Raw genomic sequence first — 24,294 nt, 5'->3', positions numbered from 1 at the left:
CTCCTTGGAGCAAAAGCCCCTCTCCCAAAGGGAGAGGAGACTGACCGCAGGCGGCCTCAAGAGCACCGCCAATCTGCTCCCTCTGCCTCTGGGAGAGGGTTGGGGTGAGGGGCCTTTGGCCTTTCACTTGATTTCCGGCGGCGTGGTAAAGGTGTGGTACGGCGCGGGCGGAGGCACGCTCCATTCCAGACCTTCGGCGCCGTCCCACGGCTTGGCCGGTGCTGGCGGCCCACCGCGGATGCATTTGATGACAATAAACAGGAACAAAAACTGCGTCGCTCCAAACATGAACCCACCAATCGACGACACCATGTTGAAATCGGCAAATTGCAGGTTGTAGTCCGGAATCCGCCGCGGCATACCCGCCAGTCCGACAAAGTGCATCGGGAAGAACGTCAGGTTCATGCCCACAAAGGACAGCCAGAAGTGCAGCTTGCCCAGGGTTTCGTCGTACATGTGACCGGTCCATTTCGGCAGCCAGTAGTAGGTCGAAGCGAAGATGCCAAAGATTGCCCCCGGCACCAGCACATAGTGGAAATGCGCCACCACAAAATAGGTGTCGTGGTACTGAAAGTCCGCCGGGGCAATGGCCAGCATCAACCCGGAAAACCCGCCGATGGTGAACAGAATCACAAAGGCCACGGCAAACAGCATCGGCGTTTCAAAGGTCAGTGAGCCTTGCCACATGGTGCTGGCCCAGTTGAACACCTTGACCCCGGTGGGCACCGCGATCAGCAGCGTGGCGTACATGAAGAACAGCTCGCCCACCAGCGGAATGCCCACCACAAACATATGGTGCGCCCATACGATAAACGACAGGAAGGCGATGCTGGCCGTGGCGTAGACCATCGAGGTGTAGCCAAACAGCGGCTTGCGCGAGAAGGTTGGAATGATCGCGCTGACGGCACCGAAGGCCGGCAGGATCATGATGTACACCTCGGGATGGCCGAAAAACCAGAACACATGCTGGAACAGCACAGGGTCACCGCCACCTGCGGCGCTGAAAAAGCTGGTGCCGAAGTGGATATCCATCAGCATCATCGTCACCACACCCGCGAGCACCGGCATTACCGCAATCAGCAGAAAGGCAGTGATTAACCAGGTCCAGACAAACAGGGGCATTTTCATCAGGGTCATGCCGGGGGCGCGCAGGTTGAGGATGGTGGCGATCACGTTTATCGCGCCCATGATCGAGCTGATGCCCATCAAATGGATTGCAAAAATGAAAAAGGTCACGCTTTCGGGTGCGTAGGTCGTGGACAGCGGCGCGTAGAACGTCCAGCCGAAGTTGGGCCCACCCCCGGCGGTGAATAGCGTCGAAACCAGCAGTAAAAATGCGGCGGGCAACAGCCAGAAGCTGAAGTTGTTCATCCGTGGCAAGGCCATGTCCGGTGCGCCGATCATCAGCGGGATCATCCAGTTGGCAGGCCGACAAACGCCGGCATCACCGCGCCGAAGACCATGATCAGACCGTGCATGGTGGTCATCTGGTTGAAAAAGGCCGGGGCCACGATCTGCAGGCCGGGCTGGAACAGCTCGGCGCGAATCACCATGGCAAACGAGCCGCCAAGCAGAAACATGCAGAAGCTGAACCACAGGTACAAGGTGCCGATGTCCTTGTGGTTGGTGGTCAGCACCCAGCGCATCAGGCCTTTGGCCGGGCCATGGGCCTGACCGTCTGCATGGCCGTGGTCATCGATAACAGCACTCATGTCCTGACTCCTGCAAACAGCTGGACCAAGAAGCCAGTGGCAGATTGCCCCCGACCGTTACGTGCACACATCCCCGGGCGGCTCATTTGCCTTGTTCCTGCTTGAGCGCCAGCACGTCTTTTGGTGTCACCATGTCGCCCTTGTTGTTGCCCCAGGCGTTGCGCTCGTAAGTCACCACCGCAGCGATGTCGACTTCCGACAGTTGCTTGCCGAAAGCGGCCATGGCGGTACCCGGTTTGCCGAAGAACACGCGGTGCAGGTGGTCGGCGGCAGGGCCGGTGGCAACAGGAGAACCCTTGAGTGCCGGGAACATCGGCGGCAGGCCCTGGCCCTGAGCCTGGTGACAGGCCACGCAGGCGGTGTGATAGACCTTGTCGCCACGCGCCACCAACTCGTCGAGGGTCCACTCTTTACTGGTCAACTCCTTGAGTTGCGCGGCCTGGGCCTTGCGTTCGGTCAACCAGGCGTCGTAATCGGCCCTGGTTTTGACATCAACCACAATCGGCATAAAGCCGTGGTCCTTGCCACACAGTTCGGCGCACTGGCCGCGGTAAAGGCCAGGCTTCTCGACGCGGGTCCAGGCCTCGTTGATAAACCCCGGAATGGCGTCACGTTTGACTGCAAAAGCCGGCACCCACCAGGAATGGATGACATCGGCCGAGGTCACCAAAAACCGCACCTTGGCGCCTATGGGCAAAACCAGCGGTTCATCGACCTCGAGCAGGTAATGCTCGCCCTTGGGGGCCTGGTTGTGGATCTGGTCGGCGGGGGTGGCCAGGTTGCTGAAAAACTCGACGTCCTGGCCCAGGTATTTGTAATGCCATTTCCACTGATAGCCAGTGACCTGGATATCCACATCCGATTCACTGCTGTCATAGATATGGATCAGGGTGCGGGTCGCTGGCACCGCCATGGCGATCAGGATCAGCAGGGGGATGACTGTCCACAGGATTTCGACTCTGGTGCTCTCATGAAACTTGGCCGGTTCCTGGCCGGTGGAGCGACGGTGAACGATCATCGACCAGAACATGGCCCCGAAGACGATGATGCCGATCACCACACAGATCCAGAAGATGGTCATGTGCAGGTCGAAGACCGCATGACTGACTTCGGTTGCACCTGGCGTCATATTCACGGTCCAGGCCGCTTGTGCCTGGCTGAACACTGACCACAACAGCAGGCCCATCCATAACTGTGGATGTCGCATCGCGGTGTTCCCCTTTATTTTTCTTGTTATTGCGCCGGTCTGCATCTGTACACGGGCAGCGCTACAAGGGGGCGGTGTTCCAACCAGCTGTTCCTTACCGCCGAGCCTCGTCTGCTCAAGCAGTCGGGCGTCATCGAATAACGGTTACAAAAACGAGTATAGACACAGGGCCCGGCCCCGCAATATAAGGGGCCAAAACAATGAAATAAGGGGCCATCGACAAATGGCACTCACTGCCCGGTCACAAAATGAATGACAATACTCCCCCTGAAAAACCCCTCTCCTTGACCTGAGAGGGCTACTTTTTTAAAAGTACCCCCCTGTCTAGCACCCCCCTGGAGTTCCCATGAACACCGCCGCCATCCGCGTGCAGATCTCGCGTGCCCAAGACCATGAGGCTGAAACGGGCCTGCTCGCCAAGCATCTGGCCGCTCAATTGCCACACCTTCACACCGCCATCCAATTGCCTGAAGTCGACCGTAATGTGGTGATGACGCGTTTCGTCAGCGCCTATATCGACCAGGTGCCCGACTTGCTCGATGCGGCCAATGAAGTCGCTCGCGAGGCCGGTATCGAGTCGCAGATCAAGCCGATCCTGAAAATCGCCGAGCAATTCTTTGCCCAGCCATTGCCGCTGCTCGTTGGCCACGAAGGGCTGGAGGGTTTGCTGGACGAAGCGTACCTGGCGCACCGCCTGGTCGAAGAGGTCAACGACCTCTATATCAAGCACTTCCAGCAGCCGTTGATTCCGCTGGACATGACCGTGGCCAACCTGATCGCCCACCAGTTGATTGGCGAAGACTTTGCCAACCAGCTGGATGCCGCCGTGCATCATGCGGTTGACCTGATGCTCAACGAAGAGAGCTTTGCCCTGGAGTCGGTCGAAGCCTATCGCGAGCGCCTGACCAGCCCTGAAACGGGCGCAGCCTGGAAGCGCTGGCCGTGCCTGTCCAAGCAATTGGGCGTTGGCCTGGCGTTGTAAGATTTTTGCAGGCTTTTTGTGGGAGCTGGCTTGCCTGCGATGCAGACGCTGCGGTTTAACTGACATACCGCGCTGATGCAATCGCGAGCAAGCCCGCTCCCACCGCTCATGCGCGTTTAAAACCGCGCTTTGGGCGTCGCGCTCGGGATCGGGCTGGTGCCGTCCAGTGGCAGGAATTCGCCCTTGTCGGCGTCGTAGGCCTTGATTGCGCTGGTTTCGATGTCGTAGACCCAGCCATGGATAAACAGATGCCCATTGGCCATACGCGACGCTACCGACGGGTGCGTGCGCAAGTGCTGCAGTTGGGCAATCACGTTCTCTTCCGTCAGCACGTGCATGCTTTCAGATTCATTGGCGCAGTTGCAGTTGTCCTGCACCATGGTCTTGGCCACTTCCACGTGGTGCAACCAGGCCTTTACCGTCGGCATTTTTTTCAGGCTGGCGGGGTTGAGCACGGCGCGCATCGCGCCACAATCGGAATGCCCGCAAATGATGATGTGCTGCACGCCCAGTGCCAGTACCGCGTACTCGATCGCCGTGGAAACACCACCGTTCATCTGACCGTAAGGCGGTACAACGTTGCCGACGTTACGGGTCACGAACAGATCGCCCGGTGCGCTCTGGGTGATCAGCTCCGGCACGATGCGCGAATCGGCACAGGCAATAAACATCGCACGGGGGTTTTGCGCCGTGGCCAGCTTTTTGAAAAAGGCTTCTTGTTCAGGGAAGATTTCGTGATGAAAGTGCAAAAAACCATCAACGATATGGTGCAGTGCTGAATCGGCACTTTCAGCTGCGGCCGAGGGCTGCGATTTAGGCTTGTCAGTCATCGTTGTATCCCTGGGCAATGTGATGACGGATATTACCTGAACTCATTTCTGCGTCAAAACACCCAGTGCTTTGGCCGCTTCTTCGAGCTCCAGCTCACTGAATACCTGCACCCCTGCACGGGTCAGCAAGGCTGCAGTCACGCCCTGCCCCTCGACTTTGACACCCCTAAAGCTGCCGTCATAGGTCAGTCGATTGCCGCAGGACGGGCTGTTGGCCTTGAGAATGGCAATGCGGATGCCGTGGCGCTCAACCAGCGCCAGTGCCTGACGCGCGCCGGACACAAACGCCTCGGTTACGTCTTCGCCTTCAGTGGTAATGACTGCAGCCTTACCCGCGAGCACCTCGACCCCTTGGCCGCCGGGGATCTCTGCTGCAGCGCGTGGCGTGGGCAAGCCGCCCGCCACTTCCGGGCACAAGGCAATCACCCGGCCTTCGGCCTGCCATTGCGCCAGTAGTGCATAGGGGCCGCTGGCGCCGCCGTCGTAGCGCACGCGATGCCCCAGCAGGCAGCGACTGACCAGTACTTTGGGGCTCATACAAACACCTCGGTGGCACGACGGCGAAACCAACCGGTCAACGACAGACGGTCACGGGTCGCAGGCATGACTTCATGGGGGATTTCGCCCGAGAGAAAGACCACCAGACACCCGCCGGTCGGCAACACGTCATAGTCGATATCGCCGTCCAGGTACATGCGCAAATGCCCACCATGCTCGGGCAGCCAGCCCTGGTTGAGATAGACCACAGCCGAAACCATGCGCCGGTCATCATCCCGAAAGCGGTCCAGATGCTTGAGGTAAAACGCACCGGGCGGGTAGAGCGCAAAGTGGCTTTCAAAGTCCTCCAGGCCCAAAAAAAGCCTGCGATTCATGGCGATTCGCAGGCTTTCCATTAACCCCAGGTAACTGTCGCAAGCCAGCGCCTCTCCCGGCTCCAGCCATTGGATATGGTCACCGCGTATTCCCTCGCGTACCTCCTGAGTCACACCGCGGCCGACCGCTGCCGGGGTCAGTTCGCCTTCAGCTGAACGTTTATGGCACTCAGCCGCCAGTTCGAGGGTCAGAGCCTCGGGCAGGAAAATATTTTGCTGTGACCATCCCTGCGTATACAGGTCGTCGACGATGCGTAGCAACAGCGGGTGATCAGAGGGTATTTGCATGGCGCGCATAGTATCGAGCCGCCTCAAAATCTGACAGCTCCGTCTAGCTGGCAATGTCGAAATAAATCACCTGCACGCTTTAATGCCCATATGAGCGAGACGAATTCTCGACAAGTCCTACGCCACACCCGGACAATAGCGCCCTGCAGACAGGAGCCCCTCATGCGCCGCTTGTTTTTACTGTTAATGATGTTTTGTACGTTACCCGCATGGGCAGACAACCTTGATGATCTGTTTACGGTCGCCGGCTGGCCGCAGCAACGTGAGCACTTCAATGATGCGCTGGGCGCTGCTCAGGAGCGTTATCGCAACAATTTGCCGCCAGCGGTCTACCAGGCGTTGGTCAACAACAGTAGCCAGCGTTTTGCACCTGCGGCGATGGATAAGCGGGCCAAGGAACAGATGCGTAACAACTTGCCTGATCCGAAGCCGGCGCTGGTGTTTTTCCGCTCGCCATTGGGCGGCAAAATTGTCGCCGCCGAGCTGTTGGCCACGCGCCGCGATCAATTGGCCATGCATGCGCAGGGCCTGCCGCGCATGGACGCCGACGCTACCCGCCAGTTGCTGATCAATCATTTGTCTCGCGCACTGCCTGCCCGTGAAGCCGGGGCCGAAGTCAGCCTGGCGATTGCCGGTGTTGCCGCGGACAGCTTGAGTTCGATGATCCCGGGGCTATTGGGTGGCGGGCAAGCGCAGAGCATGTTGAACGGGCAGCGCCAGCGGTTGATGGATCAGATCGGCGGCGAGCTGGATAACACCTTGCTCTACGTGTATCGCGATCTGTCTGACCCGGAGCTGGAAGAGTTCGTTACCTTTGCGCAATCGCCTGAAGGCAAGACCTATTATCAAGCAGCCCTGGCAGCGGTTCGCGCCGGGCTGGCAGTGGGGCAAAGCACTGCCAACCTGAACCCATAGGACAGCGCCCTTCAGGGTCTCAGAAATACTTGTCCAGAAAAGCGAAATATCGCGCACGTATCTCGGGCGTTTCATTCGCCAGATGGTGCCGGGCTTCAGGCAACAGCAGTGTCTGCGGCTGATTGAACTTGGCCTTGAGCACCTCAAGGTTATGCTGCCAATCCACCGTTTTATCGTCCTGGCCCTGAATCACCAGCGGCTGCCGCGCACTCGGTGCCGCGCCTTCAATTCGCGGGATCCAGCGCGCCAGGGCACCCACCCAGGCCGTCGGCAAGCGCACCGGTTGCAGAGGGTCGGCTTGCAGAAACGGCAAAAAAGCCGGGTCGTTGGAGTTTTCGCTAAAACGCCGGGCAATGCCTTTGACGAACGGGCGCAGCAGGTAGTAGCTGAGTTTCGACCAGCTCCAGCCCTTGGGTCGCACCAGGGGCGAAAGCAGTATTGCCTGGCCCTGTGCCGGGCTTTGCGCACCGCAGCGCAACAGGTGATCGAGCACAATCGCTCCCCCCGTGCTTTGCCCGCACAGATGCCAGGGCTGCGGCAACTGCAATGATTGCGCTTCGATAAACAGGCCTTGCAGCACCGCCTGGTACCGCGCGAAATCGTCGATACTGGCCCGCTCGCCACTGGACAGCCCGTGCCCCGGCAGATCACAGGCGATCACTACAAATCCGTGGTCCAGCCCCCATTCGATCACATGCCGGTAAAGCCCCATATGATCGTAAAACCCGTGAATCACAAACAAGGTCGCCACGGGTGACGAGGCTGGCCACCACACCTGACTGACGATCTCGTAACCCCCCGCAGTGAAGCGCCCCAACTGACGTTTGACTGGCGCCTGACGATGGGGAAAATCCAGACCGTAATAACGCTGATACGCCAGGGCTTCACTCGATAACGGCTGGCCCGCAGCCAGCGGCTGCAGGCTGGCGCGCAAGGAATCGGGAGAAAACAGGGCAGGCATAGAGGCTTCCAGACAGGGCGCAGGCGCGCAAAACAGGCTTTATAGACCTTCAATATTCATCTGTCAGGTCAAGCATGGCAAGCTACGCGGCCTTCAAGGAGCTTTCCAATGCCGGTGCCCCCGTTCAAAACCCTGTTGGCCTGCCTGCTGACGCTGATCTGCGCGGTGGGGTTGTGGACGGCCTACGACTGGTTCCAGGGCCGCTATATCCGTGCCTTCAGTGATCAGGCCGCTTTGTTCTCCGGGGATGTACTGAGCCTGCCCGCCGAACTGTCGGGTCCGGGTGCCATTCGCGTGGTGCACTTCTGGGACCCGGCGTGCCCCTGCAACGTCGGCAACCAGCAGCACCTTGGCGAGCTGCTGGCTCATTACGCGCCCCAAGGCGTCGAATTCTACTCACTGCAAAAGCCCGGCACTCACGGTCAATTACCCGCCACCCTGGGCGCGATCAAGGCGCTGGCCAGCCTGCCCGGCGCCGAGCATGTGAGTGCCAGCCCGGCCGTGGCCATCTGGGACCGCAGTGGCCAACTGGCCTACTTTGGCCCCTACAGCGAAGGGGCCACCTGCAACGCCAGCAACAGTTTCATAGAACCCATCCTGCAAGCCCTGAGCGAAGGTCGCCCGGTCAAGGCCACCCATACCATGGCGGTGGGCTGTTACTGCTCCTGGCAAGATAAAAGCGCCGCCCACTGATATCGCCCCGGCGCGTACGACCAGAACAAGGAGTTGCTTCATGAATCGCAGCCTGACCGTTATCGCCGTTGCCATAGTCGTTCTTGCAGGCGGCGGGGCCTGGTACGTGCAGAGCAAACTGCCCGTACGCCAGGGGCAAGTGGCGCTTGCAGCGTTGCAGGGGCCGGTCACGGTGCGTTATGACGAGCGCGGTGTGCCGCATATTCGTGCAGGCAACCAGGCGGATATGTACCGGGCCCTGGGCTACGTTCAGGCACAAGACCGGCTGTTTCAGATGGAGATCATGCGCCGCCTCGCCCGGGGCGAACTGGCCGAGGTGCTGGGCCCCAAGCTGGTCGATACCGACAAGCTGTTTCGCAGCCTGCGCATCCGTGAGCGGGCTGCGAGTTACTTGACTGAGCTGGATCACCACTCCCCGTCATTTCTGGCCTTGCAGGCGTACCTGGACGGGATCAATCAATACCAGGCCAACAACCCCAAACCCGTGGAGTTCGACCTGCTGGGCATCGCCCCCCGGCCCTTTACCGGCGAAGATACCATCAGTGTCGCCGGCTACATGGCTTACAGCTTTGCCGCCGGCTTTCGTACCGAACCGCTGCTGACCTATATACGTGACCAACTGGGCAGCGATTACCTGAAAATCTTCGACCTCGACTGGCAGCCCCAGGGCGTATTGTCTCCTGCACTGGCGGCCAGCGACTGGGAAACCCTGGGGGCGCTGGCCCAACTGAGCGATCAGGCCCTGAGCCAGGCGGGCTTGCCGCAGTTTGAAGGCAGCAACGCCTGGGTGGTGTCAGGCAAACGCACACAAAGTGGCAAGCCACTGCTGGCGGGTGACCCGCATATCCGTTTTGCGGCACCGTCTGTGTGGTACGAAGCGCAGCTGTCGGCACCGGATTTCGACCTGTATGGCTACCATCAGGCGCTGGTGCCGTTCGCTTTTCTGGGCAACAACCCCGATTTTGGCTGGAGCCTGACCATGTTCCAGAACGATGATCTGGACCTGATCGCCGAGAAGACCAACCCCGATAACCCCAATCAGGTCTGGTATCACGGCCAATGGGTCGACATGACCCGCAGCGAACAGCAGATTGCCGTCAAGGGCGAGGCGCCGGTGATCCTTACTCTGCGCCAGTCGCCCCACGGGCCGATTATCAATGACGTGTTGGGCGCCACGGCGGGCAACACGCCGATTGCCATGTGGTGGGGCTTTCTGGAAACGAAAAATCCGATCCTCGAAGGCTTCTACCAGCTCAACCGTGCTGACAGCCTGAGCAAGGCGCGTACCGCTGCGACCTATATTCAGGCGCCCGGTCTGAATCTGGTGTGGGCAAACGCCAAAGGTGATATCGGCTGGTGGGCAGCGGCGCAACTGCCCAAGCGCCCGGCCGGAGTCAATCCGGCGTTTATCCTCGACGGCGGCACAGCACAGGCCGACAAAGACGGTTTTTACCCGTTCAGCGCCAACCCCCAGGAAGAAAATCCGGCGCGGGGTTATATCGTGTCAGCCAACTTCCAGCCATTGTCGCCTGTCGGCATCGAGATCCCCGGTTATTACAACCTGGCTGATCGCGGCCAGCAGCTTGATCGTCAGCTCCGCGATGACAGCGTCAAGTGGAACCTGAAAAACAGCCAGGCCCTGCAGCTGGGTACTGCCACGGGCTACGGTGAGCGTGTGCTCAAGCCTCTGTTGCCGGTGCTGCGCGAAGTGGTCACGGACCCGGGCGAACGCAAACTGGTGGAGCAACTGGCACAGTGGAAGGGCGATTATCCGCTGGACTCAACTGCGGCGACCTTGTTCAACCAGTTTTTGTACAGCCTCACAGAGGCCACCATGCGCGACAAACTGGGCGACAGTTTTTTTGATGCCATGCTGACTACGCGTGTGATCGATGCTGCCTTGCCGCGCCTTGCGGCCAGCCCGGATTCACTGTGGTGGGACAACCGCAGCACCGCGCGCACAGAAACCCGCGCCGATACGGTCAAGGTGGCGTGGCAGGCCAGCATCGCCCATTTGAAGGCCACCCTGGGTGACGACCCCGGGCAATGGCGCTGGGGCGTGGCCCACACCCTGACCCATGAACACCCGCTGGGGCGGCAAAAGCCCCTGGACTGGCTGCTCAACGTCGGCCCCTTCGCCGCCCCCGGCGGCCACGAAGTGCCCAACAACCTCAGCGCCAAACTGGGCAATGCCCCGTGGCCAGTGAACTACGGCCCGTCTACCCGGCGCCTGATCGACTTTGCCGAGCCGTCCCACGGGCTGACCATCAACCCGGTCGGGCAAAGTGGCGTGCCGTTCGACAAGCACTACCGCGACCAGGCCGAGTCCTACATCGAGGGTGATTACGACAAACCGCATATGGACGAAAACGAAATCCAGCTCAATACCCGCAGCACCTTGCGGCTGGTGCCAGCGGGGTAAGGCCGATGTGGGAGCGGGCTTGCTCGCGACTGGATCGTCGCGGTCTTGCAGCGCCACCGCGCTGTCCGCATCGCGAGCAAGCCCGCTCCCACAGGGGTTGGGTCAGCGTTGAAAAAACTCGCGGGGCAGGGGCTCAAGCCACCGCATAATTGAGCACGATCCCCACAAAAATCGCCAACCCTGCCCAGTGGTTGTGCAGGAAGGCCTTGAAGCAGCGCTGCGGATCACGGTCGCGGGTGTACCAGAATTCCCACACAAAACAGCCCGCCGCCGCCAGCAGGCCAAGGTGGAACCAGCCGCCCAGCTCAAAGTGCGACCCTGCCAGCAGCAGGCAACCCAGGGCCAGACCCTGCAGGCTGAGGATGATCACGCGGTCGGCATCGCCAAACAGGATGGCGGTGGATTTAACCCCGATCTTGAGATCATCTTCGCGGTCGGTCATGGCGTAGTAGGTGTCGTAGGCCACTGTCCACAGCAGGTTGGCGATGTACAGCAGCCAGGCCGCAGCCGGCAGGCTGCCGGTCTCGGCCGTAAAGGCCATCGGTATGCCCCACGAGAACGCTGCGCCCAGCACCACTTGCGGGTAGTAGGTGTAGCGCTTCATGAACGGGTAAGTGGCCGCCAGTGCCAGCGCGCCAAATGAAAGCCAGATGGTCGGAGCATTGGTGCACAGCACCAGCAGGAAGCTGCCCCCCATCAACAGCGCAAAGAACACCAGGGCTTCTTTGCTGCTGATTTTGCCACTGGCCATAGGCCGTTGTTCTGTTCGTTTGACATGACCATCCACCTTGCGGTCGGCAAAGTCGTTGATCACGCAGCCGGCAGCACGGGTCAACACCACGCCTAAGACAAAAATCAGCAGGTTACCCACCGAGGGTACGCCTTTGGCGGCCACCCACAATGCCCACAAGGTCGGCCACAGCAGCAGGTAGATGCCGATGGGCTTGTCCATGCGGGTCAGCTGGATAAAGTCCCAGGCACGAGGGTTGAAACGGTTGAGTGATTTGAGCAGGCGCGTGTACATCAATTGTTCTCCGACCGGGCACCGAGGGCGGCCCACAGTTTGGGTAAAAACACTTCGGCCACCAGCACGCTCAGTTTGCCACGCACAAAGCGCGAGCGGCGTGCCCACAGGTGATCGACCTGATCAGCCTGCGGCAACCAGTTACGCGGGTAGTGGCACACCTGCAGGGCTCCGCGCTCAAAGGCCTGGTCGCTGAACAGCAACTCCCCCAGCGAGCGGTTGCCCAGTTCGTCCATGTTCAGGCCACCCTCTTGCAGTGAGCTTTTACCCGCGACACTGCGTGCAAACACCCAAGGCTCACCGTGCCCGCGCAAATACACTTCGCGCACCCAGCCCTGAACGCCTTCAGGCAGGTCCAACGCAGCGCATTCATCCGGGCGCAGTACTTGCCAACCTTCATAAAGTGGAAGCACGCTGAAGGCATTATCTGAAATTGCAGTGAGACGCCGAGTCAGAGAGCCCTCGTCAAATAGCCAGTCCAGGGTCTGTGTGTCAGGCAGCGCAGGAAGTTGGCCTTGTTCAAGCCAGACAGGGGGGATAAGCGGAGAAGTTATGTGCGGCACGGTGGGTCATAATTGGCAGCCATTGAGGTCGGCGAGCTTATCACGCGGATCCTCGAATGAGCGTCCAAGGGACTTTTGCCCGTATTGGTGCTTGCATCTGCGGGTGGTCATCAGTACAAAACGCCCTGAATTTGACGAGTAACACGGCGCCTGTTGATAAGTCCGTGGCCTTGTCCAAGCCTGAACCTTTAGGAAATACCCAGATGAAGAAGTGGCAATGCATTGTATGTGGACTGATTTATAACGAAGCCGACGGCTGGCCGGATGATGGCATCGCCCCCGGTACCCTGTGGCAGGACGTACCTGAAGACTGGCTGTGCCCGGATTGTGGCGTCGGTAAAATGGATTTCGAGATGATTGAAATCAACTGATCAACCCTTTTAAAACCTGATTCAACTTCTGGAGATTGGCATGAACGCACCTGTCGTGATCGTTGGCACCGGGCTGGCCGGCTATAACCTGGCCCGTGAGTTTCGCAAGCTGGACAGCGAAACCCCGCTGCTGTTGATCACCTCCGATGACGGGCGCTCTTACTCCAAGCCAATGCTGTCTACCGGCTTTGGCAAAAACAAAGAGGCTGACGGCCTGAGCATGGCCACGCCCGAGGCGATGGCCGAGCAGCTCAAGGCCCAGGTGCGTATCCATACCCGCATCAGCGGTATCGACCCGGGCCACAAGCAATTGTGGATCGGTGAAGAGGCGGTGCCCTATCGTGACCTGGTGCTGGCCTGGGGTGCGCAAACGGTGCAGGTCCCGGTGGAGGGCGACGCCCAGGATGCGATCTTCCCGATCAATGACCTGGAAGACTACGCGCGTTTTCGCGCAGCTGCCGCAGGTAAACGCCGCGTCCTGATCCTGGGCGCCGGGCTGATCGGCTGCGAATTTGCCAACGATCTGATCGCAGGCGGTTATGAGGTCGATCTGGTCGCGCCCTGCGAGCAAGTGATGCCAACCCTTTTACACCCCGCTGCTGCAGCGGCGGTGCAGGCTGGCCTCGAAAGCCTGGGCGCACGCTTTCATCTGGGCCCGGTGTTGACCCGCCTGCAACGTACCGACAGCGGCCTCGAGGCGCATTTGTCGGATGGCAGTGTCGTTCCGTGCGATGTGGTGGTGTCCGCCATCGGTTTGCGCCCTCGCATTGATATGGCCGCCGCTGCGGGGATCAAGGTCAATCGCGGGGTTGAGGTGGATCGTCAGCTTAAAACCTCTCACTCTCATATCTACGCGCTGGGCGATTGTGCCGAGGTCGACGGCCTTAACCTGCTGTATGTGATGCCGTTGATGAGTTGCGCCCGGGCGCTGGCGCAAACCCTGGCAGGCAACCCGACCGCGGTCAGTTACGGAGCCATGCCCATTACGGTGAAAACCCCGGTGTGCCCGCTGGTGGTGTCACCTGTGCCGCGTGGCTACGAGGGTGTGTGGACCGTGGAAGGTCAGGGCGCCGATATCAAGGCGCTGTGCCGCGACGCAGACGGCAAGTTGCTCGGTTATGCGCTGACGGGTGAGGCTGTTCGAGAAAAACTCGCGCTAAACAAAGAGCTGCCTGCACTTTTGGCGTAAAAGCGGCTCATTCTGTCGCATATGCCATTGCCTTGACTCAACAAAGCCTGTGCAGAGGCTGGCGCCGACCTTGGTCGCGTGCCATTCTCACACGGGTCTGCCGCAGTTTAGAGCCTGCGGCGCCTTGGGCGCTGCTCCGTAGAGAGCAGCACGGACATAACAACAAAAAACCGTCAATGAGGCTTCATCATGCGTAAACCCGATCTCGCCGCAGCTATCGCTGAAAAGGCTGACCTAACCAAAGAACAAGCCAACCGCGTTCTCAATGCGGTGCTGGAGGAAATCACCCAGGCCCTGCATCGCAAGGACAGCGTTACGCTGGTCGGCTTTGGCACCTTTATCCAGCGCCACCGCGGTGCCCGTACGGGGCAAAACCCGCAAACCGGCCAGCCGGTCACCATCAAGGCCAGCAACACGGTGGCGTTCAAACCGGGCAAATTCCTCAAGGACAGCGTGAATCCTTAAGGCACGGGCTACATGAAGAATGGGCAAGCTGGCCTTGCCAGCGGCCCGTTCTTGAGAAAACACGGGCCGATTGTGCGGCCATAAGTGGCAAAACCTAGCCCATCTACGCCTAACTCTGCAGAAATATGGCGTTCTTCGCTCAAATCGTTACACTGCGCCGGCCATTTTTTATTTCCCCGAGGCCGCGTACATGAAATTTCGTTTTCTGCTCTGGATGCTGGGCTTTTTGATGGGCAAAGCCAGCCGCAACAATCCTGCTTTCCAGCAACAATTGGTGGACAAGGATCTGGTGTTCCAGCTGCAAACCCTCGACGGCAAAGTGGCCCGTCATTTCAAGGTCAAAGACCAGCGCATCACCAGCCACGGCGGCCTGTACCCCGAGCCGGCGTTTGCCATCGCCTTTAAAGATGCCGCCTACGGCTTCGCTACGCTGCAGGCGAAGAACAAGCAACTGGCGTTCATGACAGGGATTCAGGACAAGTCGATTCAGATCAAGGGCAACCCGGCGCTGGTGATCTGGTTCCAGGGCCTGACCAAGTACCTCAAGCCGCGTAAAAAGGCCAAGGCTTAAGATCAAGAGCCCCTCACCCTAGCCCTCTCCCAGAGGGAGAGGGCACTGACCGCGCGCGATTTCAAGAACACCGACAATCAGCTCCCTCACCCTCTGGGAGAGGGATGGGGTGAGGGGCTTGTGCTTTTAGTTATTCAAGCCTGACCGAACTGCGCCGCCATCTCGCGCAGCAACACTTCAGCCTCCAATACTTTGCCCACCACCGCCTCAGCCTTTTCTCGTGGCACGCCAAGACGCTCGAACAACGCATCCGGCAACGGCGCACACGCACCGTGACCGACTCCGCGGCTGCGCAGCAAGCCCAGCGCCACACACACCAGGTTCGGATACTGCGCATCCACCCCCACATAAGCCGGGTCGTGTTGATAGCGTACGGCAATCGCCAACTCATCCGGCATCCCCCAAAAGCGCATCAGCCAGGCGCCCATCTGTTCACGGCTGATACCCAACAGGTGCTGCTCGATCAGGCTGTGGCTGACGTGGGGGTTTACCTCAAGATGCCGGCAGATCAGCGAAAAATGCGGCGGAAATACATGGGCCAGCAGCAGGTAACCAAAATTGTGCAGCAACCCGCCCAGGTAAGTCATGCCGACTTCGGGGCGCTGCTCCCGAGGCATGGCCCGGGTCAGCCCTTCAATCACCGCCGCGGTGTAGATCGACTGCTGCCAGTAAGGAGTGCTCGATTGCGGATGGTCCTTGGGCAGGCTCAGGGTTTTGCCCAGCGACAGGCTGAGTGCCAGGTTGATCACCAGATCAACCCCCAGCACGCGCACAATGGCGTCTTCGACCGAGCGAATCTTGCTCTGCGAGGCGTAAAACGATGACGAGGCCCAGCTCATGACCTGCGCCGCCAGCGCCGGGTCAGTTTCCACCACGCTGGTGATTTCATCGATGGTCACGTCAGGGTCGGAGCGCAGCCGCATGATTCTGCGCACGCTCTCGGACAGCGGTGGCAGTTCGATGGTGGCCTCCAGCCGCTGCTGGATGCGCCGCGCCGTGAAGGCCTGCACTGCCCGGGTGATGGCCTCGCCATCGTCCCCGCCGAGATCAGGTGTGATGGCGCCCAAAGGCTCGCCAAAACGGCCGGCGCTGGCGTTTTTGAGCAGGGGTTTGAAGTCTTGCTGGGCAATCTCCAGCCACAGGCCCGGTTCACCCGTGCTGATTAGCAGCGAGGGTTGTTGCAGCAAGTGTTCTTCGTACAGGCAGGGCGAGTTGACCAGCGCCGGCAAGCCCGGTAGCTGGCTCAGGCCATGCTTGTCCAGCAAGACCTGCAGGCGCTCCGGCGCAACGGCGGTCATGCGCCGCCCGGTCAAGTCGGCCAGACGGTTCAGATCAAGTAAATGATTCTGGGTGAACAGCACCAGCAGGGGACCGATCGAATCGTCGAGCAGTACGGCGTGCACCTTGCGCGCAGGGTCGAGCCCCGGGTGATCCGGGACTTTGCGATAGGCAACAGCCAGGTCACCGAGCAAGCGCCCGATAACGGACGGCGTGCTCGCAGCAACAAGGGCACTGGCAACTTCAGTCATGGTCTGCATCCGTTCTGTACAACTTGATTTTGATTAGCTCTTGATCGGCCGCCGGGCCATTTACTGAATGGTCTTTTACACCTGACCATATTGCTGACCGTGGCGCAGCCAGCGATCAAGCAGGGGGCTGACATGGCTCGGCCAGCGTTCGATCAACGCCTGGGCGGCCTCGCGCACGGCGGGCAGCAGGTCGGCATCGCGCATCAGGTCGGCGACCTTGAATTGCAGAAGACCGGTCTGGCGGGTGCCGAGCATTTCGCCGGGGCCGCGCAGTTCGAGGTCTTTTTCGGCGATCACAAAGCCATCGTTGGTCTCGCGCATGATGCCCAGGCGCTGACGGCCGATTTGTGACAGCGGCGGGTGATACAGCAGCACGCAATGGCTGACGGCGCTGCCCCGGCCCACGCGACCGCGCAACTGGTGCAGCTGGGACAGGCCGAGGCGCTCGGGGTTTTCGATGATCATCAAGCTTGAGTTGGGCACGTCGACGCCCACCTCAATCACCGTGGTGGCCACGAGCAATTGCAGCTCGCCAGCCTTGAAGCGCGCCATGACTTCAGCTTTTTCAGCGGGCTTCATTCGCCCGTGAATCAACCCGACGCGCAGCTCACCCAAGGCGCTGGAGAGGTCTTCAAAGGTGGTTTCGGCAGCCTGGCAGGTCATTTCTTCAGACTCTTCGATCAGGGTGCACACCCAATACGCCTGGCGCCCTTCAGCGCAGGCGGCGCGCACCCGCTCGATCACTTCGAGACGCCGCGTATCGACCACCAGTACCGTATTAACCGGAGTACGGCCCGGCGGCAGCTCGTCGAGGATCGAGGTGTCGAGGTCGGCATAGGCGCTCATGGCCAGGGTGCGCGGGATCGGCGTGGCAGTCATGATCAGCTGGTGCGGGCACATCACCCCGCCCACGCCCTTGTTGCGCAGGGCCAGACGTTGCTGCACGCCAAAGCGGTGCTGTTCGTCGATGATCACCAGCGCCAGGTTTTTGAACTGCACGTTGTCCTGGAACAGAGCATGGGTACCGACCACCATCGGTACGCCGCTGGCGATTTGCTCCAGCGCACTGACCCGGGCCTTGCCCTTGAGCTTGCCGGCCAGCCACGCCACTTCAAGGCCCAAAGGCTCGAGCCAGCGCTTGAAGTTGATGAAGTGCTGCTCGGCGAGGATTTCCGTGGGGGCCATCAGGGCCACCTGATAACCCGCCTCAAGTGCTTGTAACGCTGCCATCGCCGCAACCACGGTCTTGCCGGAGCCCACGTCGCCCTGAATCAGGCGCAACATGGGTTCGGGCTGACTGAGGTCGTAGGCAATCTCGTTGCCAACCCGGGTCTGCGCGCCCGTCGGCGGGAAACCCAGATTGGCGAGGAACTGCACTGGCAGTTTTTTCGCCTTGGGCAACGCCGGGGCTTGTTGTGAACGCAGGCTCTCGCGCAGTCGCTGTTGCGACAGCTGGTGAGTCAGCAGCTCCTCAAAGGCCAGGCGGTGCTGGGCCCAGTGATGGCCCAGGGCGAGTTCTTCAACATCAGCATTGGCAGGCGGCTGATGCAGATAGCGAATGGCTTCATCCAGCGGGGCCAGTTGATAGTCCTTGGCCAGCTCCGGCGGCAACCAGTCGGGCAGGCTGCGCGGGCCGAGCATGGCCAGGCTTTGCTGGCTGAGCTGACGCAGGCGCTGTTGGGTCAGGCCTTCGGTGGTGGGGTAGATGGGCGTCAGCGTGGTGTCGACAGGTGGCGGTTCGTCGCCGGTAATGGCGCGGTATTCGGGATGGTAGATCTCCAGCCCCGAAGCGCCGGGGCGGGCTTCGCCATAGCAGCGCACTTCGGTGCCACGTTTGAGGCTTTCCTTCTGCGCATTGCTGAAGTGGTAGAAGCGCAGACTCAGGCCGCCGGTGCCATCGTTGATGCGCACCAGCAAGCTGCGGCGCTTGCCCATGACCACGTCGGCGCCAATGACCCGGCCCTCGACAACGGCATCCTGACCGGGGCGCAAAGCGCCAATCGGGACAACGCGGGTGCGGTCCTGATAGCGCAACGGCAAATGGAACAGCACGTCCTGGACGTTTTCCAGTCCGACCTTGGCCAATTTTTCGGCCATGGCCTCACCGACGCCCTTGAGCGCGGTGACCGACACTTTCGACAACTCGGTCATTGCTGTGGCACTTAGGTCGCGGCAGGCGGCTTGGCCACCGAGCACAGGCGGATCGAGTCGGCGAGGATTTCAATCGCCTTTGGCCGCGGGAAGCTGGCGCGCCAGGCGATGGCAACGGTGCGGAACGGTACCGGCGGGGTCAGCGGACGCACAGCCAGGATGCCCGGGGCATAGTGATGACTGTCGACAGCCGACAACGGCAGGATCGAGATACCCAGGCCGGAAGCGACCATGTGGCGGATGGTTTCCAGCGAGCTGGATTCGACCGTGGTGTGCATGGCGCCATCATTGCCTTTGGCCACAGTCGGGCAGGCTTCCAGCACCTGATCGCGGAAGCAGTGACCTTCGCCCAGCAACAGCAGGCTCTTGTCGTTGAGCAGGCTGGCGTCGATGGTGTCTTTTTTGGTCCACGGGTGCTCGCTGGGCATGAGCACGTAAAACGGCTCGTCATACAGCGGCATGGTCAGCACGTCGGCTTCCTGGAACGGCAGGGCGATGATGATTGCATCCAGCTCGCCGTTGCGCAGTTTGTCGCGCAGCACATGGGTGAAGTTTTCTTCGATATACAACGGCATCTGCGGGGCAACCCGGTGCAGTTGCGGGATCAGATGCGGGAACAGATACGGACCCACGGTATAGATCGCGCCTACTTTAAGCGGAGCGGTCAGCTGGTTCTTGCCGGCCTGAGCCAGTTCGCGAATGCCCTGGGCCTGCTCCAGCACCTTTTGCGCCTGGGCCACGATGGCTTCGCCCACGGGGGTTACACGCACGGCACTTTTGCTGCGCTCGAAAATCAGCACACCGAGTTCGTCTTCCAGTTTTTTCACACCCACCGACAGGGTCGGCTGGCTGACATGGCAGCGCTCGGCGGCGTGGCCGAAGTGCTGCTCTTGGGCGAGGGTAACGATGTAGCGTAATTCTGTAAGCGTCATAGCGTGCGTCCCTGTGGTTGCGGGCCAAGCATAGCGGCTGCAATCGATAGACGCACGTTATCAGACATTACCCTCAGAGCTACAGTAGCCAATCAAGGTATGACTGGTTTTTTATCCAGACCGCAGATGCACAAAGGGCACCCTGAGGTGCCCTTTGTGGTGTTAGCGCCGACGTTTATCGATGGAATAAACGAAGGGTGCCACGATCTCGATGCTGCCATTGGTCAGCATTTCAGGCGGCGGCTTGGGCAAGGGTTGTGCCCGGCGAATCATTTCCAGGGTGGCCCGGTCCAGATCGGCGTTGCCAGAGCGCCCTACCAGTTCGTAGGACAGTACCTTGCCTTCGGCGTCTACCACGAAGCGCAGACGGTTCAAGCCTTCCTTGCCACGGGATTGCGCAGCAGGCGGGTACTTTTTGTACTTGCCCAGGTGACTGAGCAAAGTGCCTTCCCAACTGGCCTTGGCCGCCAGTTGTTGCGCCGACGGCCCCGGTGCCGGTGCAGCGGATTTCTCGCTGGTATTTTTGGTCGGCGTTGCGTCGCTCGGTTTCTCTTCTGAAGGTTTCTCTTTGACCGGGTCCGGTTTTTCCACAGGCTTGGGCGGTTGAGGCTTTTGCTTGGGCTTGACCGGTTTGGGTACAGAAATCTTCGGCTTGGGCGCTTCGGCCAGCTTGGGTATCGGCAACTCTTCCACTGGCGCCGGGGGTTGTGGTGGTGTCACCACTTTGGGCGGTGCTGGCGGTGGCGGTGCTGGCAACGGCGCCAGGTCAACCATCATCGCTTGCGGCGGAAGTTCGATTGCTCGCGGGTTGGACCATTGCAGGGCCAGAATCACGGCCACTGCATGGATGGCCAACACCGCGGCCAGGCTGATTGCGTAACGCGTCATCTTTTGGCGCGCTATGGTCATTTCTTGGCTGCCGTCTCAAGTCCGACCAGACCCACCTTCAAGTAACCTGCTGCGCGCAAAGCATCCATCACGCTCATCAAGTCACCGTAGTCCACGCCCTTGTCGGCCTGGAAGAAGATCGTCGTGTCTTTGTTGTTGTGGGTCCTGGCATCCAGGGTCGGGCCCAGGGCTTCAACCGTGACCGGCTCTTCGCCCAGGTACAGGCGCTGATCAGCCTTGACGCTGAGGAACACCGGTTTCTCAGGGCGAGGCGCCGGTTTGGCGCTGGAAGCAGGCAAGTCAACCTTGATATCCACAGTGGCCAGCGGTGCTGCCACCATAAAGATGATCAGCAGTACCAGCATCACGTCAATAAAGGGGGTGACGTTGATTTCATGGTTTTCGGCGAGATCGTCATCGCCTTCTTTTAAATGCAGGCCCATGGCCGATTACCCCACTTTCACCATGTGCGGTTGCGAGCTGCGCTCGGGCGGCAGGTGATCGAGGTCACGGCTAACCAACAGCAACACTTCAGCAGACGCATCCGCCACCTGGGCCTTGTAGCCGGTGATGGAGCGGGCGAAGACGTTGTAAATCACTACCGCAGGGATCGCTGCGACCAGACCCAGTGCCGTGGCCAGCAGGGCTTCGGCAATACCCGGCGCAACAACTGCCAGGTTGGTGGTCTGGGTTTTGGCGATGCCGATAAAGCTGTTCATGATGCCCCATACGGTACCGAACAGACCGACGAACGGTGCTGTGGAACCGATGGTGGCGAGTACGCCAGTGCCGCTGCTCATGTTGCGACCGCACGCTGCAACCAGACGCTCAAGACGGAAGCTTACACGCTCCTTGATGCCTTCTTTTTCACGGCTGTTGGCCGACAGGCGCATTTCTTCAAGGGCGTCCTGCACCAGCAAGTGGGCCAGGGTGCCTTCTTTGCCAGCCGTCTCGCTGGCTTCTTTCAAGGTGCGAGCTTTTTTCAGTTGGGCAATTTCGCTGCGCAGACGACGCTTGGCACCCAGGACTTCAAAGCCTTTGGCAATCCAGATCGTCCAGGTGATGATCGAAGCAATAGCCAGGCCGATCATTACGATTTTGACGATGATGTCTGCGTTTTTGTACATGCCCCAAGGCGACAGGTCATGGGCCATGCCCAGGCTGTTGTCTTCTTCTGCGACTATTTGCGGCGCGTTATCGGCTGGCGCAGCAGCGCCTTCAACCAGTGTAGGATCAGTCGTACCCGGTGCAGCAACAGGTGCCGGGGCAGCTGCTTCAGTGGCCGCGTGCACGGCCGGGGCAGCAGGCTCGTCGGCAAATGCCGCAACAGGTGCCAACATCAAGCTGAACATCAGCGCCGCAACCCCACGCCAGACGCGTGCAGGGCTCGAAGGCTGGGTTGGCGAAGCGGTGGGATGATTGCGTGTCATGCTAGCCGGACCTGAGAAAAGTAATGAGGTAATGCCCTACAACGCGTTGTAAGACCAAGGGCAAAATGATGGGTTATTATTGCAAGTAATTCTTGTTAACAAAAGCAATAGCATCTGTTTTTTTCGGAAGTCACGACTTTGGTCGTGCCAAATTACGTCTTTTTGTAACTTTTCATTAGGATTTTTGCGATGCCCAAAGCCTCTGTATTGATCGTCGGATGCGGTGATGTCGGCAGCCGTCTGGCGACTCAACTGCTCGACCAGGATTGGCAGGTCTACGGCCTGCGCCGCTCCATTGACCGTTTACCCACGGACGTTATCGGTGTGGAGGGCGATTTGTTCAGCGAGCAATGCCCGACGCAATGGCCAACCGGGCAAATTGACTACGTGGTGTACAGCGCGGCGGCGACCGAGCATGACGAAGCGGGCTATCAGGCGGCATATGTAGACGGCCTGAAAAACACCCTGAGTTGGCTGGAGCAGCATGGTCAGCGACCCAAGCGTCTGCTGTTTGTATCCAGCAGTGGCGTTTACGCCCAGAAAGACGGGGAATGGATCGACGAAACATCGCCCGCCCTGAGCACCAACTATTCTGGCCGGATCATCCTGGATGCCGAGCGGGTGGCGCTGGAGAGTGGCATCGCTGCCAGCGCGGTACGCCTGACCGGGATCTACGGGCCGGGTCGTGAATGGCTGCTGGGGCAAGTGCGCAAAGGTTATCGCGTGGCGGTTGAGCCGCCGCTGTATGGCAACCGTATCCATGCCGATGATGCTGCGGGGCTGCTGGCCTTTCTGCTGGAGGCTGATCGTCAGGGCAAGGCGCTGGATGACTGCTATATAGGTGTGGATAACGCACCGGCGCCACTGGCAGAAGTGGTGGACTGGTTGCGCGAGCGGTTGGGCATTACCGAATGGGCCGCCGAAGCGAGCGTGCGCCGCGCAGGCAGCAAGCGCTGCAGCAATGCCCGCGCCAAGGCGCTTGGCTGGGAGCCGCGCTATTCGAATTATCGCGAGGGCTATGCTGCGATTTTGGGGGAGCAGGCCTGAGAGTTGTCTTGTAGGAGCGGGCGTTTGGTTGGCTTACAGCTTCTCCAGCGCCCACTCACGCTTGCCCGGGTAGAACTGGGGCATTTCGTCGGGCGCTGAGACGTCCACCGCCTCGAAGATTTCAAGTGTGCGGCCTTTGCGCACAAAAATATGCGCTGCGCCCATTTCCCCCTGCTGAAGCCAGAGGCTGTCCAAACCGCCGCTCATAGTGGCGCAGTCACCTCCCAGGCACAGCTCATAGCCATTGATGCCAGGCAATCCACTGACTTGCCCCTTGGGCGAGAATGTCACCTTGGCACCCTGACCTGCACCACTCAGTACGCGCCATTCGCCCCCAAGATAGGCTGACTTGAGTGCCTGCTCAAAATGCACCGATTTGAACAAGTCTGCATTTGTGCCCCGGGAAACTTCACCGACATCACTTTGAGCTGGACGTACGAACGCCTGCCGCGGAAAGAATTCAGTCGCTGACTGTATTAATTCAGAGCCTTCGAGCTTCAGGTCAGTATTCTCACCGCCATAGAAATTGACCTTCCACGACGCGCTGCCATCAGGCACCAGCGTACCCTCGTCCCGCTCAAAGCTGCTTCGCCAGGTGGCCTTGGCGTTTTTGGCGTCGATGCTCCATTCCAGGGTTGGCCCTGACGACGACAAGGCGTCAAGCAGGCCGCCACCCTTGGCCGCTTCATCTATTGCTGCCTGATTGATCCAGATGCCACTGATATCACGGGGGGCGGGTTCGCTGGCACAACCACCCAAAACAATGGAGAGCAGTGACAACACTAGCGCTTTGCGCATGGTGGAATCCTTTTGAAGCCGGGAAGAGCGGGGGGGTGGCGCAGCATGAAGACGCTGCGCCGAGGGCGTTACTCAATAACCAGAATAGCGTCCATTTCTACCTGCGAGCCCTTTGGCAGTGCAGCAACGCCAATGGCGGCGCGGGCCGGATAGGGTTGTTCGAAGTAGGTGCCCATGATCTCGTTGACCTTGGCGAAGTGGCTCAGGTCAGTCAGGAAGATGTTCAGCTTGACGATGTCCTTGAACGAACCGCCTGCGGCTTCAGCGACCGACTTCAGGTTTTCGAAAACCTGGATGGTCTGGGCTTCAAAGCCTTCAACCAGTTCCATGGTTTTTGGGTCCAGCGGGATTTGACCGGACATGTAGACAGTATTGCCAGCTTTGATCGCCTGAGAATAAGTACCGATTGCAGCAGGTGCCTTGTCGCTGGTGATAACAGTCTTGGACATGGGTG

Annotated in this window: 24 protein-coding genes and 1 pseudogene; 9 read left to right on the top strand and 16 right to left on the bottom strand. The window is 59.9% G+C overall.

Annotated elements, in window-relative coordinates:
* Positions 1-123: 123 nt before the first annotated feature.
* Positions 124-1,712: pseudogene (gene ctaD, locus HBN79_RS06445) on the bottom strand (cytochrome c oxidase subunit I).
* A gap of 82 nt (positions 1,713-1,794) precedes the next feature.
* Positions 1,795-2,919, bottom strand: a complete 1,125-nt coding sequence (coxB, locus tag HBN79_RS06440; protein ID WP_130872193.1) for a cytochrome c oxidase subunit II — start codon at positions 2,917-2,919, stop codon at positions 1,795-1,797.
* Between the two features lie 346 nt (positions 2,920-3,265).
* On the opposite strand from coxB, the gene HBN79_RS06435 reads away from it, so the two are divergent.
* Positions 3,266-3,901, top strand: coding sequence for a hypothetical protein (locus HBN79_RS06435; protein ID WP_094999696.1), 636 nt, complete (start codon positions 3,266-3,268; stop codon positions 3,899-3,901).
* A gap of 116 nt (positions 3,902-4,017) precedes the next feature.
* Here HBN79_RS06435 and HBN79_RS06430 read toward each other — a convergent pair whose 3' ends face one another.
* The 3 genes from HBN79_RS06430 to HBN79_RS06420 are packed head-to-tail and all read right to left on the bottom strand — an operon-like array spanning position 4,018 to position 5,900.
* Positions 4,018-4,731 (bottom strand): carbonic anhydrase, encoded by a 714-nt coding sequence (locus HBN79_RS06430; RefSeq protein ID WP_094999697.1) that lies wholly within the window; start codon positions 4,729-4,731, stop codon positions 4,018-4,020.
* A gap of 42 nt (positions 4,732-4,773) precedes the next feature.
* A complete protein-coding gene (locus HBN79_RS06425; protein WP_094999698.1) occupies positions 4,774-5,268 on the bottom strand; it encodes a DUF523 domain-containing protein in 495 nt (164 codons plus the stop codon).
* A complete protein-coding gene (locus tag HBN79_RS06420) occupies positions 5,265-5,900 on the bottom strand; it encodes a 2OG-Fe(II) oxygenase (protein ID WP_094999699.1) in 636 nt (211 codons plus the stop codon). Before HBN79_RS06420 ends, HBN79_RS06425 begins: the two co-directional genes overlap by 4 nt.
* 153 nt (positions 5,901-6,053) lie before the next feature.
* Between HBN79_RS06420 and HBN79_RS06415 the strand changes: the two genes are divergently transcribed.
* Entirely contained in the window at positions 6,054-6,806 is a 753-nt protein-coding gene (locus HBN79_RS06415; RefSeq protein WP_095017878.1) for a hypothetical protein, read from the top strand.
* A gap of 19 nt (positions 6,807-6,825) precedes the next feature.
* Here the strand turns inward: HBN79_RS06415 and HBN79_RS06410 are convergent, their stop codons facing one another.
* Positions 6,826-7,767, bottom strand: coding sequence for an alpha/beta hydrolase (locus tag HBN79_RS06410; protein ID WP_094999701.1), 942 nt, complete (start codon positions 7,765-7,767; stop codon positions 6,826-6,828).
* A 108-nt stretch (positions 7,768-7,875) separates the two neighbouring features.
* On the opposite strand from HBN79_RS06410, the gene HBN79_RS06405 reads away from it, so the two are divergent.
* Positions 7,876-8,460 carry a DUF6436 domain-containing protein gene (locus HBN79_RS06405; protein WP_169916459.1) on the top strand — a complete coding sequence of 195 codons (585 nt, stop codon included), beginning with the start codon at positions 7,876-7,878 and terminating at the stop codon, positions 8,458-8,460.
* Positions 8,461-8,500: 40 nt separating this feature from the next.
* Positions 8,501-10,882, top strand: coding sequence for a penicillin acylase family protein (locus tag HBN79_RS06400; RefSeq protein WP_169916458.1), 2,382 nt, complete (start codon positions 8,501-8,503; stop codon positions 10,880-10,882).
* A gap of 133 nt (positions 10,883-11,015) precedes the next feature.
* Here the strand turns inward: HBN79_RS06400 and ubiA are convergent, their stop codons facing one another.
* Both ubiA and HBN79_RS06390 read right to left on the bottom strand, forming a co-directional pair.
* Positions 11,016-11,906, bottom strand: coding sequence for a 4-hydroxybenzoate octaprenyltransferase (ubiA, locus tag HBN79_RS06395; protein WP_169916457.1), 891 nt, complete (start codon positions 11,904-11,906; stop codon positions 11,016-11,018).
* Positions 11,906-12,469: a chorismate lyase gene (locus HBN79_RS06390; protein WP_094999706.1), complete on the bottom strand. Its 564-nt coding sequence runs from the start codon at positions 12,467-12,469 to the stop codon at positions 11,906-11,908. The genes ubiA and HBN79_RS06390 overlap by 1 nt, the downstream gene beginning before the upstream one ends.
* 203 nt (positions 12,470-12,672) lie before the next feature.
* Between HBN79_RS06390 and HBN79_RS06385 the strand changes: the two genes are divergently transcribed.
* The 4 genes from HBN79_RS06385 (at position 12,673) to HBN79_RS06370 (ending at position 15,065) form a co-directional block, all read left to right on the top strand.
* A complete protein-coding gene (locus HBN79_RS06385; protein ID WP_003437744.1) occupies positions 12,673-12,840 on the top strand; it encodes a rubredoxin in 168 nt (55 codons plus the stop codon).
* Between the two features lie 40 nt (positions 12,841-12,880).
* Positions 12,881-14,029 carry an FAD-dependent oxidoreductase gene (locus tag HBN79_RS06380; protein ID WP_094999707.1) on the top strand — a complete coding sequence of 383 codons (1,149 nt, stop codon included), beginning with the start codon at positions 12,881-12,883 and terminating at the stop codon, positions 14,027-14,029.
* Between the two features lie 189 nt (positions 14,030-14,218).
* Positions 14,219-14,494 carry an HU family DNA-binding protein gene (locus HBN79_RS06375; RefSeq protein WP_016782719.1) on the top strand — a complete coding sequence of 92 codons (276 nt, stop codon included), beginning with the start codon at positions 14,219-14,221 and terminating at the stop codon, positions 14,492-14,494.
* Between the two features lie 190 nt (positions 14,495-14,684).
* Entirely contained in the window at positions 14,685-15,065 is a 381-nt protein-coding gene (locus tag HBN79_RS06370; RefSeq protein WP_094999708.1) for a helicase, read from the top strand.
* A 134-nt stretch (positions 15,066-15,199) separates the two neighbouring features.
* On the opposite strand, the gene HBN79_RS06365 is transcribed toward HBN79_RS06370, so the two are convergent.
* The 6 genes from HBN79_RS06365 to exbB all read right to left on the bottom strand — a co-directional run bounded on the left by HBN79_RS06365 (position 15,200) and on the right by exbB (position 21,995).
* Positions 15,200-16,594: an aminoacyl-tRNA deacylase and HDOD domain-containing protein gene (locus HBN79_RS06365; RefSeq protein WP_169916456.1), complete on the bottom strand. Its 1,395-nt coding sequence runs from the start codon at positions 16,592-16,594 to the stop codon at positions 15,200-15,202.
* A 75-nt stretch (positions 16,595-16,669) separates the two neighbouring features.
* A complete protein-coding gene (recG, locus tag HBN79_RS06360; protein ID WP_094999710.1) occupies positions 16,670-18,745 on the bottom strand; it encodes an ATP-dependent DNA helicase RecG in 2,076 nt (691 codons plus the stop codon).
* A gap of 11 nt (positions 18,746-18,756) precedes the next feature.
* On the bottom strand, positions 18,757-19,677 hold the full coding sequence (locus HBN79_RS06355; RefSeq protein WP_094999711.1) for a hydrogen peroxide-inducible genes activator: 921 nt from the start codon (positions 19,675-19,677) through the stop codon (positions 18,757-18,759).
* A gap of 162 nt (positions 19,678-19,839) precedes the next feature.
* Positions 19,840-20,586, bottom strand: coding sequence for an energy transducer TonB (locus HBN79_RS06350; RefSeq protein ID WP_094999712.1), 747 nt, complete (start codon positions 20,584-20,586; stop codon positions 19,840-19,842).
* Positions 20,583-21,008 (bottom strand): TonB system transport protein ExbD, encoded by a 426-nt coding sequence (gene exbD / locus HBN79_RS06345; RefSeq protein WP_016782713.1) that lies wholly within the window; start codon positions 21,006-21,008, stop codon positions 20,583-20,585. Before exbD ends, HBN79_RS06350 begins: the two co-directional genes overlap by 4 nt.
* 6 nt (positions 21,009-21,014) lie before the next feature.
* A complete protein-coding gene (gene exbB / locus HBN79_RS06340) occupies positions 21,015-21,995 on the bottom strand; it encodes a tonB-system energizer ExbB (RefSeq protein WP_094999713.1) in 981 nt (326 codons plus the stop codon).
* Between the two features lie 189 nt (positions 21,996-22,184).
* Here exbB and HBN79_RS06335 point away from each other — a divergent pair, with 189 nt between their 5' ends.
* Positions 22,185-23,042 carry an NAD-dependent epimerase/dehydratase family protein gene (locus HBN79_RS06335; RefSeq protein WP_169916455.1) on the top strand — a complete coding sequence of 286 codons (858 nt, stop codon included), beginning with the start codon at positions 22,185-22,187 and terminating at the stop codon, positions 23,040-23,042.
* Between the two features lie 33 nt (positions 23,043-23,075).
* On the opposite strand, the gene HBN79_RS06330 is transcribed toward HBN79_RS06335, so the two are convergent.
* Positions 23,076-23,840 carry a hypothetical protein gene (locus HBN79_RS06330; RefSeq protein ID WP_095017871.1) on the bottom strand — a complete coding sequence of 255 codons (765 nt, stop codon included), beginning with the start codon at positions 23,838-23,840 and terminating at the stop codon, positions 23,076-23,078.
* Between the two features lie 68 nt (positions 23,841-23,908).
* Positions 23,909-24,289, bottom strand: a complete 381-nt coding sequence (locus tag HBN79_RS06325; protein ID WP_016782709.1) for a RidA family protein — start codon at positions 24,287-24,289, stop codon at positions 23,909-23,911.
* Positions 24,290-24,294 lie beyond the last annotated feature (5 nt).

This window comes from Pseudomonas sp. WS 5051 (genome assembly GCF_012985715.1).
Lineage (GTDB): Bacteria > Pseudomonadota > Gammaproteobacteria > Pseudomonadales > Pseudomonadaceae > Aquipseudomonas > Aquipseudomonas bubulae.
The sequence above is the reverse complement of the archived record's forward strand: the minus strand, read 5'-3'. Positions and strand labels throughout refer to the sequence as shown.

What these genes read in the sequence shown, in the direction of transcription:
- HBN79_RS06335 (WP_169916455.1), top strand. Translation starts at nt 22,185, where the DNA reads ATGCCCAAAGCCTCTGTATTGATCGTCGGATGCGGTGATGTCGGCAGC.
- HBN79_RS06355 (WP_094999711.1), bottom strand. Translation starts at nt 19,677, where the DNA reads ATGACGCTTACAGAATTACGCTACATCGTTACCCTCGCCCAAGAGCAG.
- HBN79_RS06420 (WP_094999699.1), bottom strand. Translation starts at nt 5,900, where the DNA reads ATGCGCGCCATGCAAATACCCTCTGATCACCCGCTGTTGCTACGCATC.
- HBN79_RS06375 (WP_016782719.1), top strand. Translation starts at nt 14,219, where the DNA reads ATGCGTAAACCCGATCTCGCCGCAGCTATCGCTGAAAAGGCTGACCTA.
- HBN79_RS06400 (WP_169916458.1), top strand. Translation starts at nt 8,501, where the DNA reads ATGAATCGCAGCCTGACCGTTATCGCCGTTGCCATAGTCGTTCTTGCA.
- HBN79_RS06430 (WP_094999697.1), bottom strand. Translation starts at nt 4,731, where the DNA reads ATGACTGACAAGCCTAAATCGCAGCCCTCGGCCGCAGCTGAAAGTGCC.
- HBN79_RS06435 (WP_094999696.1), top strand. Translation starts at nt 3,266, where the DNA reads ATGAACACCGCCGCCATCCGCGTGCAGATCTCGCGTGCCCAAGACCAT.
- ubiA (WP_169916457.1), bottom strand. Translation starts at nt 11,906, where the DNA reads ATGTACACGCGCCTGCTCAAATCACTCAACCGTTTCAACCCTCGTGCC.
- HBN79_RS06415 (WP_095017878.1), top strand. Translation starts at nt 6,054, where the DNA reads ATGCGCCGCTTGTTTTTACTGTTAATGATGTTTTGTACGTTACCCGCA.
- HBN79_RS06425 (WP_094999698.1), bottom strand. Translation starts at nt 5,268, where the DNA reads ATGAGCCCCAAAGTACTGGTCAGTCGCTGCCTGCTGGGGCATCGCGTG.
- exbB (WP_094999713.1), bottom strand. Translation starts at nt 21,995, where the DNA reads ATGACACGCAATCATCCCACCGCTTCGCCAACCCAGCCTTCGAGCCCT.
- HBN79_RS06405 (WP_169916459.1), top strand. Translation starts at nt 7,876, where the DNA reads ATGCCGGTGCCCCCGTTCAAAACCCTGTTGGCCTGCCTGCTGACGCTG.
- HBN79_RS06410 (WP_094999701.1), bottom strand. Translation starts at nt 7,767, where the DNA reads ATGCCTGCCCTGTTTTCTCCCGATTCCTTGCGCGCCAGCCTGCAGCCG.
- HBN79_RS06330 (WP_095017871.1), bottom strand. Translation starts at nt 23,840, where the DNA reads ATGCGCAAAGCGCTAGTGTTGTCACTGCTCTCCATTGTTTTGGGTGGT.
- coxB (WP_130872193.1), bottom strand. Translation starts at nt 2,919, where the DNA reads ATGCGACATCCACAGTTATGGATGGGCCTGCTGTTGTGGTCAGTGTTC.
- exbD (WP_016782713.1), bottom strand. Translation starts at nt 21,008, where the DNA reads ATGGGCCTGCATTTAAAAGAAGGCGATGACGATCTCGCCGAAAACCAT.
- HBN79_RS06365 (WP_169916456.1), bottom strand. Translation starts at nt 16,594, where the DNA reads ATGACTGAAGTTGCCAGTGCCCTTGTTGCTGCGAGCACGCCGTCCGTT.
- HBN79_RS06385 (WP_003437744.1), top strand. Translation starts at nt 12,673, where the DNA reads ATGAAGAAGTGGCAATGCATTGTATGTGGACTGATTTATAACGAAGCC.
- HBN79_RS06380 (WP_094999707.1), top strand. Translation starts at nt 12,881, where the DNA reads ATGAACGCACCTGTCGTGATCGTTGGCACCGGGCTGGCCGGCTATAAC.
- HBN79_RS06325 (WP_016782709.1), bottom strand. Translation starts at nt 24,289, where the DNA reads ATGTCCAAGACTGTTATCACCAGCGACAAGGCACCTGCTGCAATCGGT.
- recG (WP_094999710.1), bottom strand. Translation starts at nt 18,745, where the DNA reads ATGACCGAGTTGTCGAAAGTGTCGGTCACCGCGCTCAAGGGCGTCGGT.
- HBN79_RS06350 (WP_094999712.1), bottom strand. Translation starts at nt 20,586, where the DNA reads ATGACCATAGCGCGCCAAAAGATGACGCGTTACGCAATCAGCCTGGCC.
- HBN79_RS06370 (WP_094999708.1), top strand. Translation starts at nt 14,685, where the DNA reads ATGAAATTTCGTTTTCTGCTCTGGATGCTGGGCTTTTTGATGGGCAAA.